This window comes from Cellulosilyticum sp. I15G10I2 (assembly GCF_900095725.1).
Lineage (GTDB): Bacteria > Bacillota > Clostridia > Lachnospirales > Cellulosilyticaceae > FMMP01.
This window is the reverse complement of sequence record NZ_FMMP01000006.1, coordinates 693,276-707,833: the sequence shown is the minus strand read 5'-3', so window position 1 is coordinate 707,833 and position 14,558 is coordinate 693,276. Positions and strand designations below refer to the sequence as shown.

Below are 14,558 nucleotides of genomic sequence, written 5' to 3'. Positions count from 1 at the left end.
TAAATATCGCAAATTTATATATAATGCGCACTAAATCTTACGTATTTCCTCTTTTATTATAAATGTAGTCTATAAATAGGTATATTATTTGTAGAAAGTAGTAATAATTCAATTAATTATGCGATATCTTTTTCTGTTAAATTATTCAAATTTACTATATAATTTGACATAGAGAATCTTTATCCTAATAGATTTAATTAAGACTTGGAGGGAATGCAATGTTAGTAGAGAAACAATATATCGGGAAAAACCAAATCAACGGTGTTAATAGGTGCTATTATATATTAAAGAAAAATGACCTTTATGGCATAGAAATCATAGAAGAGTATGATAGTAAGCTATTAAGTGCAAGTGAATATTTTACATCAAATTATGAATCTGCTGATCGATTAGCGAGGTTACTCTACAAAGGTTGTGTTACCCTTGTTACTTTTATAGAAATACTAGATGACTATGTGAGCATGGAACAGTTTGCCGTTTAGCCAACTTAACTGCTAAGTTTTTTAACTTAGCAGTTTTTTAGTTTATTGCCATTTTATAATGCTGTGTGTTAGTATAAAAGCAATTAAAAAATATAGGTGATATTATGTTGAATGGATACAAAACGATCAGTCATGAAAATGTGATTGAGATTTTCGAAAAAAAATCTCGATTTATTGCTACAGTATGTCCCGTAACTTCGGTTGAGGAGGCAGATCAGATCCTAGGAGAGTTAAGAAAAAAATATTATAATGCATCTCATAACTGCTTTGCCTACCAAATAGGCGAACAAAGCGAAATCCAAAAATGCAGTGATGATGGCGAGCCTCAAGGTACTGCTGGCAAGCCTATTTTAGATGTTTTAAAGGGTGAAGCGATTACAAATACATTGATTTGTGTAACAAGGTATTTTGGCGGTACGTTGCTTGGAACAGGTGGGTTAGTAAGAGCTTATGGCCGAGCTGCCAAAGAAGGTCTCTATGCTGCGGGAATTGCAGAAAAAAGACATGTTAAAATCTTTTATTTAGAAGCAGCCTATTCATTATCAGGTAAAGTTCAATATCTTTTAAATGATAAAGGGTATACGATAAGGCATACAACTTATCTAGAAGCAGTTACCTTTGAAGTTGAAGTTTTAATGGGACAAGAAGACTTTTTTTATAATTGGATTATAGATACTACTAATGCTGAAATTCTAGTACAGGAAGGGGAGTATACGCTAATAACTATACCTCTGCCGCATTATTGCTAAAGGCTGGTTATTTATGTTAAAATAAATAGATTAAAAGATATACCTACTAAGGAGGATTATTTGAATATGTCAGGACATTCAAAGTTTGCTAATATAAAACACAGAAAAGCTAAAAATGATGCTCAAAAAGGAAAGGCTTTTACAAAGATTGGGCGTGAAATAGCCGTTGCAGTTAAAGAAGGGGGAGCTGATCTCGCAGTTAATGGCAAGCTTCGTGATGTAATTGCAAAGGCTAAGGCTAATAATATGCCGAATGACACCATCACTCGCAGTATCAAAAAAGCTGCTGGAGAAGATAGCTCTGTTAATTATGAATATATTACTTATGAAGGCTATGGCCCAAGTGGAGTAGCTGTTATTGTAGAAACACTTACAGATAATAAAAACCGTACAGCAGGCAACGTCCGCTCAGCTTTTACCAAAGGTAATGGCAACATGGGGACCTTAGGCTGTGTATCTTTCATGTTTGATAAAAAGGGCGAAATTGTTATTGAAAGAGGAGCGGTTGATATGGAAGAAGATGAACTGATGATGCTAGCAATAGAAGCTGGTGCTGACGACTTTGAATCCGAGGAAGAAGGTTATACGATTACAACCTCGCCTGAGGCCTTCAGCAACGTCTACGCGGCAATAGAAGCTGCTGGCATTGAAATGGCATCGGCAGAAGTAGCGATGATACCTCAGACCTATACACAGCTTACAAGTGATGCTGATATTAAAGGCATGAATAAAATGTTGGATTTACTTGAAGATGATGATGATGTTCAAGAGGTGTATCACAACTGGGAACATTAAAAAATCCCCCTTATGAACCGTGTAAGCGTTCGTAGGGGTATTTTTATGATAAAGCTATCTTTATGTTAAAGTTTCTTTATTTTTACTCATTATAAGCCTTTGTTTTTCAAAAATAAGCTTATTAAGCATATTTTTTATATTGTTCTCCAACTTTATAAATTTTACCCGATGCATATAGTTTCCAACAGCGTTTTTTTCGCCTTGAAAAAGGATTTCACCTAAGAGCTCAAACGATGTGTTCATAAATCTAAAGTATAAAATGATTTTTTCACCTTTATTAAGCTGACGCGTGCTGACTAAGCATAGTCCACCTATACTAATATTAACGATTGTTCCTTTATTTGAAGGAATTTCCTCAATAACACAGTCTTTGCATTCTTCCGGTAAGCATTTAAAACTTGATTCTAGGAGTACATCTACTCTGAAATACTGTCTTTGCTGTTGTTTAACTAACGGCTCTAGTAAAACCGCGCTATAAAATAACATATCATTTTTTCTATATCGATTTAGGATTTGAACTTTAGCAATAAATATAGCAGTTCTTGTTACGAAAGCTATCTGAACAACCTTATCTTTTTCAAATAATACCCAATCCAGTTTATCTAAAGGTGCGGCAAAAATAAATCTTTCTCCTGGCCAGTCAATAAGTTTTGTAATATATGTTTTTTCCTTATTAATCACTCTAAGTTTTAAATTAATATCATCGAGGATTACCTTTTTATATAACTCGACACTCTCATTAATAGCATTTTCATCTTTTTTAGATCCATCATCAATACCCAAGTCTAGTCCACCCTCCTATCCTATCTTGCTCCGTCATAATATATTATACTTTAATTAATCCTGTTTTTTCAACTCTTATCATTCAATTCTTAACCGTAATCTTATTATATTTCTAAACTACTTGCAAATACGCTAGTAATATGTAACAATATTCTTTGAAAATTAACTTTACTTTAAAAGAGGCTATGGTAATGAAAAAAATAATTTGTGTTACACTTAATCCTGCTATGGATAAAACCATTTTTGTAAACAACTACAAAGAAGGATGTGTTAACCTCATAGACGAAGTCTATTATGAAATCGGGGGAAAAGGTATTAATGTTGCCAAAGTTTTAAACAATTTTGAAATCAAATGTATTGTAACAGGCTTTGTAGGAGGTATCTGGACAGATAAATTTCGCACTAAGCTGATGAAACTTGGCATAGAAACTAAATTCTTTAAATTATTGCAAGATACCCGTATCAATACGAAGCTAATAGATACTGATACCGGTATGTGTACTGCTATTAACGAAAAAGGCCCATTTGTACCTGAAGAAGTACTCGAAAAATTTATACAATCTTTTACACTTATGTGCCATGCGGAAGACCTTATTGTGCTTACTGGAACACCGCCGCCTGGTGTCCCAAAGAATATTTATTATACGCTTACTCAGATTGCAAAAAAGAAAGGTGCCACTGTGATATTAGATGCTCATGGCGAAGCACTTTTAAAGGCGCTAGATGCAAAACCTGATATGATTAAAATAAGTTACCGGGATTTTATCCCCAAAGAATATTGGGGAAAGCTTACCAAGGCAGATTTCCCTTATATCATACAAAAAGTAAGAGAGACGCAAATACAAAATGCTCTTATTTCTCTAGGGCAATACGGCGCACTGTTTGTCGACCAAGAAAAAAACTACTATGCCAATGCTGTACAGGTTGGTGTAGATCTAAAATATCCAGTAGGTGCAGGGGACGCAATGGTTGCTGCACTTATTATAGGAAAACTTGAAGAGTTTGACCTCATTACAACTATCAAATATGCGATTGCTTGTGGTGCAGCTTGTGTAGTAGCTAAAGATACAAGTAACTGCAAGCCTACAGAAGTCAATAAATACATTTCCGAAGTAGTTGTTAATGAACTCACTACGTATTAAAAAGGAGTTTAAATATGCCTAAAAAAAATCAAATCCTTGAAGGTCTCATAGAAGATGCTGTATTTCCTAACAAAGGCATTATGCTGATCAATAATGAGCCGATTTATGTAACAGGAACCTTTAAAGGCCAGGTGGTTAAAGCGAGAATTATTAAAAAAAAGAACCAAAAATGGGAAGCACGACTGCTGGAAGTGCTGGAGCATCCTGACTATTTAACTGATCCATGCTGCAGTTATTTTGGTGCATGTGGTGGATGCAGTACACAGCATCTGCCTTATACTATGCAGCTTGATCTTAAGCATCAGCAAGTTACAAGACTTTTAAAAGATGCTGGTATTACAGAATATGAAGATTTAGGCATCCTTGCAAGTCCAGAGGTAACAGAGTACCGCAATAAGATGGAGTTTAGTTTTGGAGATGCCGTTAAAGATGGTCCTATGACCCTTGGCATGCATAAAAAAAGCAGTACTTATGATATTATTACAGTAGGCGGCTGCAAGCTTGTAGATCCAGATTTTACAACTATTCTTGAGTATACTCTGGATTATTGCGTCAAACACCACCTAGATTATTATAAAAAATTGATCCATACAGGCTTTATGCGCTATTTAGTCATTAGAAAATCTAAAACCTTTGGGAAGATACTTATAAATATTGTAACTTCTTCTCAAAAAGATTTTTCTTTTACTGAACTTGCCAAAGAGCTTTCGGCTTTGAAATTACAAGGGACTGTAACTGGCGTTCTGCATACTATTACAGATACCTTGTCAGATGCTGTTAAACCAGACAGCACAAGCCTTGTATATGGTACAGATACCATTACCGAAAAAATCTTAGGCCTAGAGTTCAAAATCTCACCTTTTTCATTCTTCCAAACCAATACACAAGGTGCAGAAGTACTGTATAAAAATGCACTTAATCTTATTCAAAATATGGACAATAAAGTGGTATTTGACTTATACTGTGGTACCGGAACCATTACGCAGATAATGGCTACCCGTGCCAAAAAAGTCTATGGTATCGAAATAGTAGAAGAAGCTGTAGAAAAGGCCAGAGAGAATGCAGCATTTAATCAACTTACAAACTGTGAATTTATAGCAGGCGATGTCCTTACAGAAGTAGATAAACTAAATGCCGCCCCTGACATTATCGTACTTGATCCACCAAGAGATGGCATTCACCCTAAAGCTATACAAAAGATCATCAACTTTAATGCTAAAGAGCTTCTTTATATTTCATGTAAACCCACCTCGTTAGCCAGAGACTTACCGATTCTTAAAGCAGCAGGTTATACCATTGATAAACTAATGTGTGTAGATATGTTTCCACAGACTCCACACGTTGAGACTGTAGTGAAGCTGAGTAGATAAACCCATTGAACACCAAGGCTTAGAGCGATTATACGTTCTAAGCCTTGATGTGTTTTTAGGAGTAATTAGGGGAAAATTATATGTTCCCAAAGGATAGGGGGGTACACTATTTGGCGTAATGTAAGGTTTACGCCAAAAGGTATAAGGTACTGCGAAAAGGTATGTAAAGCATTGATGTATATAGGGTTTGATAAAAGCAGTTCAATCGTTTGGGGAGCCTGAACATAAATTTAGACTACTTATCATCATGCTATAGATAAGTAGTCTAAAATACTAATATTTAAGTTCCCATCCAAAACGATAAACCATATTAGAATCTTCAGCAAAAGTGTATGGCACTAAAATACTTAACTCACATTTCTTGGGAGGTTCGTCAATTTGACTAAGGTAATCGTGGGCAAGTTGGATCAAAGCAATCAGCGCCTTATCCAATTGGTTTGCATCTTTTACAATAAAACATAGGGTAGTGCTTATACTTGTCTCGTGCAGTGGTGCGTTTATGCATATTATGTCTCTTGAGGGCTTAGCTTCCCCAATGTATAGGCATATAAGAGGTGCTGTAAAATTTGAGCGAATTTCTTTAATATACACAGATAGTTTTTTAAAGATCTTATGCGGTATGGAGATTGGCAGTGAATTGATACGCCTAATACAGGTCTATTATACATGGTAATACCTCCTTTCGGGTAGTACTACATGTTAGCTCTAGGGGGAATTAATAGCAAGACAAGAAATGAACAAATAGGGAGAAGTTACATTGTGTAGTATGACATGTCTATTACACCACAAGAAAACAACAGCATCTGTTTTGTCTACGTATTAGTAGAATGGTAATACTTAAAAGATAAGTAGTCTAATACGAAAGATGAGGTTTTATCATGCAAAATAACCAGGAACCAAAGGTTAGGATTATTCCAGCCAAAATAAGAACGGATAAAAAGATTACAATTTACTGCCGTGTTAGCACAAACAAGCATTCACAAGAAGAAAGTTTAGAGGCGCAGAAGGAAGGTCTACAGCAACGTGTAAAAAACACCTTAGGTTGGAGGTTGTATAAGGTGTATGAAGATACAGCTTCAGGCAAGAACACTGCTAGAGTAGGATTCCAAAGGATGAGATGGGATGCACATGATGGTCTCTTTGATATTGTGCTGGTTAAGTCTTCTAGCCGATTGAGTAGGAATGTAGAAGAAGCAATAGAAATAGTTAGAGAGTTCAAGAGGCTAGGTATTCAAGTGGAAATGGAAGAGGAAAACATTTCAACACAGGATCCGGAACAAGACTTACACCTATCAATACGCCTATCTATTGCAGAAGCAGAAGGTAGGGCGTTAAGTGAAGCAATCAAGTGGGGGACTGAAAAGCGAGTTAAAAGCGGCACATCAGAATTATACAGGAGTAAATGCTTTGGGTATTGCAAGGATGAATATGGTGATCTCGTTATCAATGAAGAAGAAGCCACAGTAGTTAGATACATTTATGAGTTATATCTAAAAGGCTATAGTGTGGATATGATTATGAAGGTATTAGCAGAGAATAGTATTAAGTCACCTAGCGGAAAGGGTAGGTGGTCGAAGCGTACGATCCAAAACATGCTCACCAATGAGAAGTATATGGGTAATGTATGCTTAGGGAAAACCTATACAGGAGAATATCCAAATAATAAGCAAAAGATTAATCGTGGAGAGAGACATCGATTCCTAGCAAAAGAGGCACATAGTCCGATTGTTACTAAAGATATATTTGAAAAGGTACAAGAAGAGATCCGGCGTAGGAGTAATATTGAAGTAGTAAATGGAAAAGCTCAAAGGAAAGATACCCATTACAGCGCAAAGGACATAAAACGGCAAAATGAATAGCTGGTTGAGCAGTTCAAATTATACTTAGTTTAGTGTACAATAAGGTAAATGCTAAGGATAGATAAGAGGGGCTACAATGGATAAAATACAAGATTATATTAATCAGTTTGAGAATACCAAAAAAGAATGGATAGAGCAGCTTGTACTATTTATGAGAGAAGAAACACAATTACAAGAGTGCTTTGATTACAAGATGCCAACATATAAAGGACATGACTTCTATATTGCTTTTGCAGCACAAAAGAATTATTTTTCTTTTTATACAGATGAAGCAAGTGTTCTAGAATTGTTTAAAGCAGAGATGCCATCTACATCACTGGGCAAGAGCTGTGCAAGGATTAAATATCAAGAGCAAGATGCACTTAATGTAATGATGCATATTATAAAAGAAATTATACAAATACACAGAGATATCAGAAAAGATAGCATTTCCGATTTGCCTGCAATAAAAAAGTGGAAGGCTATTCCTGAACATGGAAGAAAGGTACTCAGTTTAAACGTATTCTGTGCTAAGTGTGGTGTAACTGCTTTAGAAGAAGGATTTACCGTTCATGATGATGCACCACATGGTATTATTTTAAGAGGAAAATGTGAAAAATGTGGTGGGCAAGTAGTACGCTGTGTTGAAAGTGATTAATAGCATCAAGGAGAGGAAAATGAACGGAACAAAGAGAAGTAATATTAAAATAGGACAGTCAGTTCTAGTTGTTCAAAAACAAGATCAACGTACTGGAAAATTGACAGAAGGAATTGTGAAAAAGATACTTACCAACTCCCCTGAGCATCACCATGGGATTAAAGTAATGCTGGAAAGTGGCATTGTAGGTAGAGTAAATGAGATAAAATAAGAACTTTGTCAAAAGACAGGCAGAAGGATAATAATAGGCCTACTAGCAAGATTGAATTTTAGACTAACTATTACACGTTGAGACTGTAGTTAAGCTAAGTAGATAAAACCTAGTAATATCAAGCCTTAGAGCGATTATTCGTTCTGGGGTTTAATGTGTTTTTAGAGATATCTAGAGCAGATATATATTCCCAAACGAATAGGGGGTGTACTTTTACGCGTAAGTCATTAGTTTTGCGTAAAAGTATAGGGCAACGCGAAAAGGTATGGATATGGCAAAGGATATTTACTGTTTAAAAAACAATAGTTAAGTTCATGAAGCACTGATAAATAAAGGGTTTTTAAGGTTTTAGGTTATGATATGTTGAGTATTATGACCAGTAATCTTGAGAACTTTTTTTGTTTTAGTGATTGCTTGAATGGATAAGTTAGAGATATCTCAAGATAAAATCTCCGGTTTTGACTACTTACCATCTGGATGGTAATACTCAAAAGATAAGTAGTCAAAATTCAAGTGGTGAGGTTTTATTATGGAAAACAATAGAAGGCCCAATGTACGATTGATTCCAGCTAGGATAAGAGCTGATAAGAGAATAGCGATCTACTGCCGTGTGAGTACAACGCATTATTCACAAGAAGAAAGTTTAGAAGCACAGAAGTATGGCTTGCAACAAATTGTTAAAATCAACCCCAACTGGACTTTGTTTAAAGTCTATGAGGATCAAGATTCTGGTGGCAACACTCATCGTCCAGGTTTTAGATGTATGCTTCTTGATTGTTATGAGAATCTCTTTGACATTATTTTGGTCAAGTCAATCAGTCGCTTTAGTAGAAATGCTGTTGATTTACTAGGGACCGTTAATAAGCTAAGAGCATTAGGCATTGAAATAGTATTTGAATAGGAAAATATTAGAACTAGTGAAACAAATGAAGATCTGCTTATAGCAGTCCGTACCTCAATTTCCTAAGCAGAAAGTGAGTCATTAAGTGCAGCAATCAAATGGGGATTAAAGCGTGGATTTGAATCTGGTCGTTCAAAGCTCTATACACGGAAATGCTTTGCTTACAAACAGAATGAAGAAGGCAAATTAATTATTAATGAAGAACAGGCGGTAGTGGTAAGAAAATCTTTAATTTATATTTAAGAAGGTATAGTGTGGATATGATTATAAAAGAATTAGCAGATACCAACACAATATCTCCTCAAGGAAAAGACAAGTGGTCCAAGCGTGCTATTCAGACCATGCTTACCAATGAAAAATATATAGGAAACGTCATGTTGGGAAAAACATATACTGGGCAATTCCCAAATAACCAGCAAAAAGTAAATCGTGGAGCACAGGAACAATATTTAATGAAAGACGCCCACGAACCTATTATTAATATTGGGGTATTTAAGCAGGTACAAGAAGAGATGAAGCATAGGAGTAATATTGAATTAGTAAATGGCAAAGCTAAAAGGAAAGGTACGCACTATAGTGCAAAGAAGATAGAAAAAAATCAAGGGGATGAATAGCTAGGGGGGGGTGCAATTTTGCGGATTGGTTTAGACTAACTATTACGTGTGGAGACCATTGTGGAACTACACATGCGAGATACGTAGAAGCCCTTGGTTTCACGCACTTTGAGAGGTTTCTTCAGTTTGCACAAAGTGAACAAAAAGGGAAGAAAAATTCAATTTCTGATGGGGTAAATGTATCAGGGGTTCTTGATATGGTGTCCGATAACACATAGAAATACAGTTAACATTTTTACTATTTTTTATTATTCAACTAAACAAAAAAAGTCGTGAGACCGTTTATTTTCAGCTAATAGAGAATGGACAAGTCCCTTTTTGGTGTCAAGAATTTATTTACAGGAAGGATGTGGTCTTATGGATATGGGTGCAAAAAAGAAGTGAGTAGTTAAAAAACAGACTTTTAAGATAGATTTGAAGCAATTAGATTATATGAGTTTGTCGCTACTGTATCAATGACCCCAATATAATACTTTTAAAATGGTTTCGTAATCATGCATTATTCAAGAATATATTGATATAATAATCCATATCATACAATCTCAGTATCTATAAGGAGGACCTTAACTTGGATTTAGATTTTATTTGGAAAGCATTAGTGATATCTTTTGGGGGAGTACTTATATTGCGAATAGCAGGTAGAAAATCAATATCTCAACTTACAGTTGCTCAAACCACCATGATGATAGCTGTGGGTTCATTAATTATTCAGCCTGTAAGTGACAAAAATATTTGGATTACTATGATCATTACTTTAATACTTGTACTTGCACTAATTTTTATAGAGTTTATCGTAATGAAGTCCCAGAATATTGAAAAATTCTTTTACGGAAGTGCAAAAATAGTAGTGGAAAACGGTAATATAAATGTAGAAACTTTAAAAAAATTACGGTTAACAGTTGATATGTTGGAATTACGAATAAGACAACAAGGTATTCAGAATATCAGTGATATAGAATGGGCTACCATTGAGTCCAATGGTCAATTGGGCTACATGCTGAAACCCGAAAAACAATTTGCAACAAAACAGGATATACAATTTATTATTTCATTAATTCAAGAAAATATTGACAATAATAGTATTCGAAACTCTAGCATTGAATTGGGTGAAGATTTTAATTTATTTACTGAAGTAAAGAAAAAAAGTAATGAGGTAGAATGATATGAAACAAACGTATAAAACTTTTATAATAACTATATTAAAATGGATTTTTTTGGGGAGTTTAATAGGCACAATTGTTGGAACGCTTACGACAATTTTATTAAAAGTTAACGATTACCTAGGGGACATTAGAACTGAAAATGAATGGCTTATTTATTTTCTTCCATTAGCAGGCATAGTAGTTGGATATATTTATATGCATTATGGAAAGAGTAATGGGAATGATTGTGCAAAAGGTAACAATCTTGTAATAGAAGGGGTTCAAGGAAAAGCCACAATACTAAAAAGAATAGGCCCTATTGTATATATAGGAACTTTTATTACCGTACTATTTGGTGGTTCAACAGGAAGAGAAGGTGCAGCTATTCAAATGGGTGGCAGTGTAGCTGAAACTATTAATCAAAAATTTAAAGTAAATATAATGGATAAAAAAGTTATTTTAATGAGTGGGATTAGTGCCGGATTTGGAGCGGCTTTTGGTACACCTATTACAGCAACTATTTTTGGAATGGAAATGATTGCAATAGGAAAGATGAAATATCAATCATTGGTTTTATGCTTTGTTTCGAGTTTTGTTAGTCACTATGTATCATCAAAAATTTGGGGGTTAGAACATGAGAAATTTATTATTGAGAGTGTTCCGGAGTTATCTATTATAACATTTGCAAAGATAATTTTGCTTTCTGTTATATTTGGTTTGATAGCGCTACTATATTGTCAATTACGGCATGCCATTCAGAGGATTACTGAAAAACTATTCAACAGCAGTCATATTAAAAGGGCCTTTGTTGGGGGTGTGATTATAGTTGTATTAATGCTTGTTGTTGGTTCACGTGAATATAATGGTCGTAGCTTAGAACTTTTAGAACAATCATTCGATAAAAGTGTGCCAGTATATGCATTTTTGGCTAAATTAGTATTTACTGCCGTTACAATGGGGACAGGTTTTGTGGGCGGAGAAGCCATACCGTTATTTATCATGGGAGCTACTTTAGGAAATGTCTTATCAGGTGTATTCGGATTACCTATGTCTTTTTTAGCAGCAATAGGTTTAATAGCTCTTTTTTGTGGTGGCACTAACACACCAATAGCAGCATTTATATTAGGAATTGAAATGTTTGATGGAAAAGGAATTGAGTATTTTTTTATAGTATGTATAATCAGTTACATCGTTTCAGGGCATCACGGTCTTTGGCCGTCTCAAACCATACATGATCCAAAGAGACGCTTATATAACTTAATTCAAGGAGAAACGATTCATAATATTGAAAATAGGAAAAAAGATAAGTAACACTGTTAATTAGAAAAATTGTAAGGAATCGATTACTGCAAAGCACTCGTGACAGAGTGAGAGATATGTATCTAAAATTATTACAGGACTTTCGGGTCACTTACAACTTCTTTTAATAGAATCAAAGGTTTGTGACCCATTTTACATATGATCTAAATTCCGTGTTTTTATCTCTATAAGGTTGCTTTATGTCAAGAGGTAGCTTATAATCATTTCTTAAATAGAAACACATTGTAAGAGGTGAAAAATGAGTAACAACTACTTAAAAAAATTGCTGAAATATATGAAAGAAGTTTACCATATAGAGGATGCTATAAAGTATCTAAAAGATCGAAGAACAAATACAAAATATAGCGCTGCTGAGGCCATCCTCCCAGCGCTTTTTGGCTTTCTGATAAGAATATAAGTTTTAATGAACTTAAGTTTAGATTGAAAAGCAAGGATTTTAAAAATATCATTTCAAAAAAAATGAAACTGCCACAGATCGATACTATAAGAGATACACTTAAAGTTGTTGATAATCAAGGATTATCTAAAATGCATAATAATATCATTAAAAAGGCAAAACAAAGTACTCAGAAACGGTACCATTGATGGTTATACTGTTGCAGCTATCGATGGTACAAAGCTATTTGGAAGCAATAAGAAAAGCTGTATTGAGTGCTGCAAAACAAAAACAAGGAATAATCACATACATCATTTTCATAACGCTGCATTTATGTCCTTGATAGGCAAAGAGCCAAGGCTAATTATAGATTTTGAGATGTACAAAGGAACTGAAGACAGTAGTATAAAAGATGAAGGCGAACTTACTGTAGCCAAAAGGCTACTCAGCAAAGTAGTAAAAGAGCATAAACATACAATAGATGTTGTAGTGTATGATGCCCTTGCCTGCAACAGCATCTGGATTAACAACTGCCTTAAATCAAAGCTTATTCCAGTTATTCATGTAAAGGATAACAATGTTACAAGCATTAAAGAAGTGAAAACTAAAATTAATAAGGGGATAAGTAAAGAAACGTGGCATGATTATAAAAGAGATTGTGATGTAAAAGCCTATGAGGATAGTTTTAGAATGGATGATGTAGAAACTCCCTTGAGATTCGTCAAGTTTAGCAAGAAAAGTGGCGAAGGTCGCCACTCGCAAGTCCTTGTTATTACAAGTGATTTTGATTTTCCGTTGCAAACACTTTACAAGATGATGCACATGAGATGGGATATAGAAAACAGTATTTTCAATAAGCCCAAAACTTACTGTGCTTTAGAACATTGTTTTGTTCATGATATGAATGCTATACAAGCTATTTTGTATTTGATGAGCATTGCGTCTAACCTTATTCAATTGTATGTTTGCAGAAGGCTAAAAAACTATGTAAGAAAGCAATTTACACTGAAAGAAATTATAAGACTACTTACTAAAGAGCTCTACTTATTGAAATACGATACAAAATATATTTTCAATACTACCTAGTACTTTACTTAATTGAATAGTGTTAGAAAAATTGGGGAAAGGGGGAATTATACCCTTTTATACGGAAGAGGTATCTATCTATTAACAAAAGGATAATAGTTGATTGAAAATTCTTAAACTATAGTGTAAAATTTAGACAGAAGCGAAAGTGCTCATGAAATAGGGCATGCACTTGGTCTAGACCATCCTCATCCTGATAATGCTGATCCGAATGAAGACCCTTCGAGTTACTGCCCATATCCTGCAATTATGTGGCAAACCACTTTTGTTGGCAGCGGATATGCTACATATGAAATTACAAATGCTGATAAGTTTGTTCTTAGGCATTTATATGGAGAATAAATATTGAAATAGGGAGGAATTATATCATGATAAAAAATCGTCTATTAAAAATTTATGTTTCTTTTATAGTAATAGTATTAGGCTCGACAATATTATACGCTTTGCCAGTGAATCCAGTATCAACTGAAAGTGCTATAAAAAAAATAGATAGATTTGAACGTATACATTTGAATACCATATTTGCAATTAAAGATATGGTATCTTTAGAGGAGCTTTCGGATGTTATTATAAAAGCAGAGGTTCTGGCTGAACGTGAAAACCTTGAATTGCTTGAAGGTTCTTATGGTTTTACAAAAACAAAACTAAAAGTAACAAAAGTCTATTCTGGAAATCTAAAAGTTGATGATATTATTGTTTTAGGCGAGGAGTACTTTCAGTATACCGACAATAATACTGGTGAAGTTTGTATGCAAGCAATAAATCTTTATGAACCCACAATTATTGGTGATGAATACATTTTCTTTTTATTTGATAAAGGCGAGGCTGATACAGCAAGAGAAAATGTATATGAAATAATTAATATTACTGACGGAAAATTTCCCGTTCCTAAAAAAACTATAAAAACGCAAAGTAGTGATGTGTTATCTAATAGTGAGATTAATATAGGAGACGGTGACATTTCTAAGTACAAAAAGATATATAATGAAGTTATTAAGAAATATAATTAAATATTATGGGGGTTCAAAGGGTGGCATATCTTTTGCATCCCCTATATTTACGCCAAATTATATCCTTTTATTGTCACAACG

17 protein-coding genes are annotated in these 14,558 nt (G+C 34.4%); 15 read left to right on the top strand and 2 right to left on the bottom strand.

Annotated elements, in window-relative coordinates; all coding sequences use genetic code 11:
• Nucleotides 1-218 precede the first annotated feature (218 nt).
• From BN3326_RS03335 to BN3326_RS03325, 3 genes are all read left to right on the top strand, one after another.
• On the top strand, nucleotides 219-482 hold the full coding sequence (locus BN3326_RS03335; protein WP_069997682.1) for a DUF6514 family protein: 264 nt from the start codon (nucleotides 219-221) through the stop codon (nucleotides 480-482).
• A gap of 104 nt (nucleotides 483-586) precedes the next feature.
• Nucleotides 587-1,231 carry a YigZ family protein gene (locus tag BN3326_RS03330; protein WP_069997681.1) on the top strand — a complete coding sequence of 215 codons (645 nt, stop codon included), beginning with the start codon at nucleotides 587-589 and terminating at the stop codon, nucleotides 1,229-1,231.
• A 66-nt stretch (nucleotides 1,232-1,297) separates the two neighbouring features.
• Nucleotides 1,298-2,026 carry a YebC/PmpR family DNA-binding transcriptional regulator gene (locus tag BN3326_RS03325; protein ID WP_069997680.1) on the top strand — a complete coding sequence of 243 codons (729 nt, stop codon included), beginning with the start codon at nucleotides 1,298-1,300 and terminating at the stop codon, nucleotides 2,024-2,026.
• 60 nt (nucleotides 2,027-2,086) lie between these two features.
• On the opposite strand, the gene BN3326_RS03320 is transcribed toward BN3326_RS03325, so the two are convergent.
• Nucleotides 2,087-2,809 (bottom strand): flagellar brake protein, encoded by a 723-nt coding sequence (locus BN3326_RS03320; protein ID WP_069997679.1) that lies wholly within the window; start codon nucleotides 2,807-2,809, stop codon nucleotides 2,087-2,089.
• A 191-nt stretch (nucleotides 2,810-3,000) separates the two neighbouring features.
• Between BN3326_RS03320 and BN3326_RS03315 the strand changes: the two genes are divergently transcribed.
• Both BN3326_RS03315 and rlmD read left to right on the top strand, forming a co-directional pair.
• Nucleotides 3,001-3,951 carry a 1-phosphofructokinase family hexose kinase gene (locus BN3326_RS03315; RefSeq protein ID WP_069997678.1) on the top strand — a complete coding sequence of 317 codons (951 nt, stop codon included), beginning with the start codon at nucleotides 3,001-3,003 and terminating at the stop codon, nucleotides 3,949-3,951.
• 14 nt (nucleotides 3,952-3,965) lie between these two features.
• The gene (gene rlmD, locus BN3326_RS03310; RefSeq protein ID WP_069997677.1) at nucleotides 3,966-5,321 is read left to right on the top strand and encodes a 23S rRNA (uracil(1939)-C(5))-methyltransferase RlmD; all 1,356 of its coding nucleotides are present in this window, start codon (nucleotides 3,966-3,968) and stop codon (nucleotides 5,319-5,321) included.
• Between the two features lie 273 nt (nucleotides 5,322-5,594).
• Here the strand turns inward: rlmD and BN3326_RS22180 are convergent, their stop codons facing one another.
• Entirely contained in the window at nucleotides 5,595-5,912 is a 318-nt protein-coding gene (locus tag BN3326_RS22180; protein ID WP_141722831.1) for a hypothetical protein, read from the bottom strand.
• Nucleotides 5,913-6,199: 287 nt separating this feature from the next.
• Here BN3326_RS22180 and BN3326_RS21865 point away from each other — a divergent pair, with 287 nt between their 5' ends.
• The 10 genes from BN3326_RS21865 to BN3326_RS03265 all read left to right on the top strand — a co-directional run bounded on the left by BN3326_RS21865 (nucleotide 6,200) and on the right by BN3326_RS03265 (nucleotide 14,477).
• Nucleotides 6,200-7,180 (top strand): recombinase family protein, encoded by a 981-nt coding sequence (locus BN3326_RS21865; RefSeq protein ID WP_069997676.1) that lies wholly within the window; start codon nucleotides 6,200-6,202, stop codon nucleotides 7,178-7,180.
• Nucleotides 7,181-7,256: 76 nt separating this feature from the next.
• Nucleotides 7,257-7,817: a DUF1801 domain-containing protein gene (locus tag BN3326_RS22175; RefSeq protein WP_207646302.1), complete on the top strand. Its 561-nt coding sequence runs from the start codon at nucleotides 7,257-7,259 to the stop codon at nucleotides 7,815-7,817.
• A gap of 19 nt (nucleotides 7,818-7,836) precedes the next feature.
• Entirely contained in the window at nucleotides 7,837-8,028 is a 192-nt protein-coding gene (locus BN3326_RS03295; protein WP_069997675.1) for a YwbE family protein, read from the top strand.
• A 529-nt stretch (nucleotides 8,029-8,557) separates the two neighbouring features.
• Entirely contained in the window at nucleotides 8,558-8,929 is a 372-nt protein-coding gene (locus BN3326_RS21605) for a recombinase family protein (RefSeq protein ID WP_141722830.1), read from the top strand.
• Between the two features lie 224 nt (nucleotides 8,930-9,153).
• Nucleotides 9,154-9,543, top strand: a complete 390-nt coding sequence (locus BN3326_RS03285) for a recombinase family protein (protein ID WP_330389648.1) — start codon at nucleotides 9,154-9,156, stop codon at nucleotides 9,541-9,543.
• A gap of 568 nt (nucleotides 9,544-10,111) precedes the next feature.
• On the top strand, nucleotides 10,112-10,705 hold the full coding sequence (locus BN3326_RS03280; protein ID WP_069997674.1) for a DUF421 domain-containing protein: 594 nt from the start codon (nucleotides 10,112-10,114) through the stop codon (nucleotides 10,703-10,705).
• A 1-nt stretch (nucleotide 10,706) separates the two neighbouring features.
• Complete coding sequence (locus BN3326_RS03275; RefSeq protein ID WP_069997673.1) at nucleotides 10,707-11,996, top strand: chloride channel protein; 1,290 nt, start codon at nucleotides 10,707-10,709, stop codon at nucleotides 11,994-11,996.
• A 247-nt stretch (nucleotides 11,997-12,243) separates the two neighbouring features.
• Nucleotides 12,244-12,402 (top strand): hypothetical protein, encoded by a 159-nt coding sequence (locus tag BN3326_RS21860; RefSeq protein ID WP_171903752.1) that lies wholly within the window; start codon nucleotides 12,244-12,246, stop codon nucleotides 12,400-12,402.
• 105 nt (nucleotides 12,403-12,507) lie between these two features.
• Complete coding sequence (locus tag BN3326_RS03270) at nucleotides 12,508-13,467, top strand: transposase (protein ID WP_242875928.1); 960 nt, start codon at nucleotides 12,508-12,510, stop codon at nucleotides 13,465-13,467.
• A gap of 368 nt (nucleotides 13,468-13,835) precedes the next feature.
• Nucleotides 13,836-14,477: a hypothetical protein gene (locus BN3326_RS03265; protein ID WP_069997672.1), complete on the top strand. Its 642-nt coding sequence runs from the start codon at nucleotides 13,836-13,838 to the stop codon at nucleotides 14,475-14,477.
• Nucleotides 14,478-14,558 lie beyond the last annotated feature (81 nt).

Excerpts from the sequence above, each read along its gene's own strand:
- rlmD (WP_069997677.1), top strand. The coding sequence starts at position 3,966 with ATGCCTAAAAAAAATCAAATCCTTGAAGGTCTCATAGAAGATGCTGTA.
- BN3326_RS22175 (WP_207646302.1), top strand. The coding sequence starts at position 7,257 with ATGGATAAAATACAAGATTATATTAATCAGTTTGAGAATACCAAAAAA.
- BN3326_RS21865 (WP_069997676.1), top strand. The coding sequence starts at position 6,200 with ATGCAAAATAACCAGGAACCAAAGGTTAGGATTATTCCAGCCAAAATA.
- BN3326_RS03265 (WP_069997672.1), top strand. The coding sequence starts at position 13,836 with ATGATAAAAAATCGTCTATTAAAAATTTATGTTTCTTTTATAGTAATA.
- BN3326_RS21605 (WP_141722830.1), top strand. The coding sequence starts at position 8,558 with ATGGAAAACAATAGAAGGCCCAATGTACGATTGATTCCAGCTAGGATA.
- BN3326_RS03295 (WP_069997675.1), top strand. The coding sequence starts at position 7,837 with ATGAACGGAACAAAGAGAAGTAATATTAAAATAGGACAGTCAGTTCTA.
- BN3326_RS03275 (WP_069997673.1), top strand. The coding sequence starts at position 10,707 with ATGAAACAAACGTATAAAACTTTTATAATAACTATATTAAAATGGATT.
- BN3326_RS03330 (WP_069997681.1), top strand. The coding sequence starts at position 587 with ATGTTGAATGGATACAAAACGATCAGTCATGAAAATGTGATTGAGATT.
- BN3326_RS21860 (WP_171903752.1), top strand. The coding sequence starts at position 12,244 with ATGAGTAACAACTACTTAAAAAAATTGCTGAAATATATGAAAGAAGTT.
- BN3326_RS03335 (WP_069997682.1), top strand. The coding sequence starts at position 219 with ATGTTAGTAGAGAAACAATATATCGGGAAAAACCAAATCAACGGTGTT.
- BN3326_RS03315 (WP_069997678.1), top strand. The coding sequence starts at position 3,001 with ATGAAAAAAATAATTTGTGTTACACTTAATCCTGCTATGGATAAAACC.
- BN3326_RS03325 (WP_069997680.1), top strand. The coding sequence starts at position 1,298 with ATGTCAGGACATTCAAAGTTTGCTAATATAAAACACAGAAAAGCTAAA.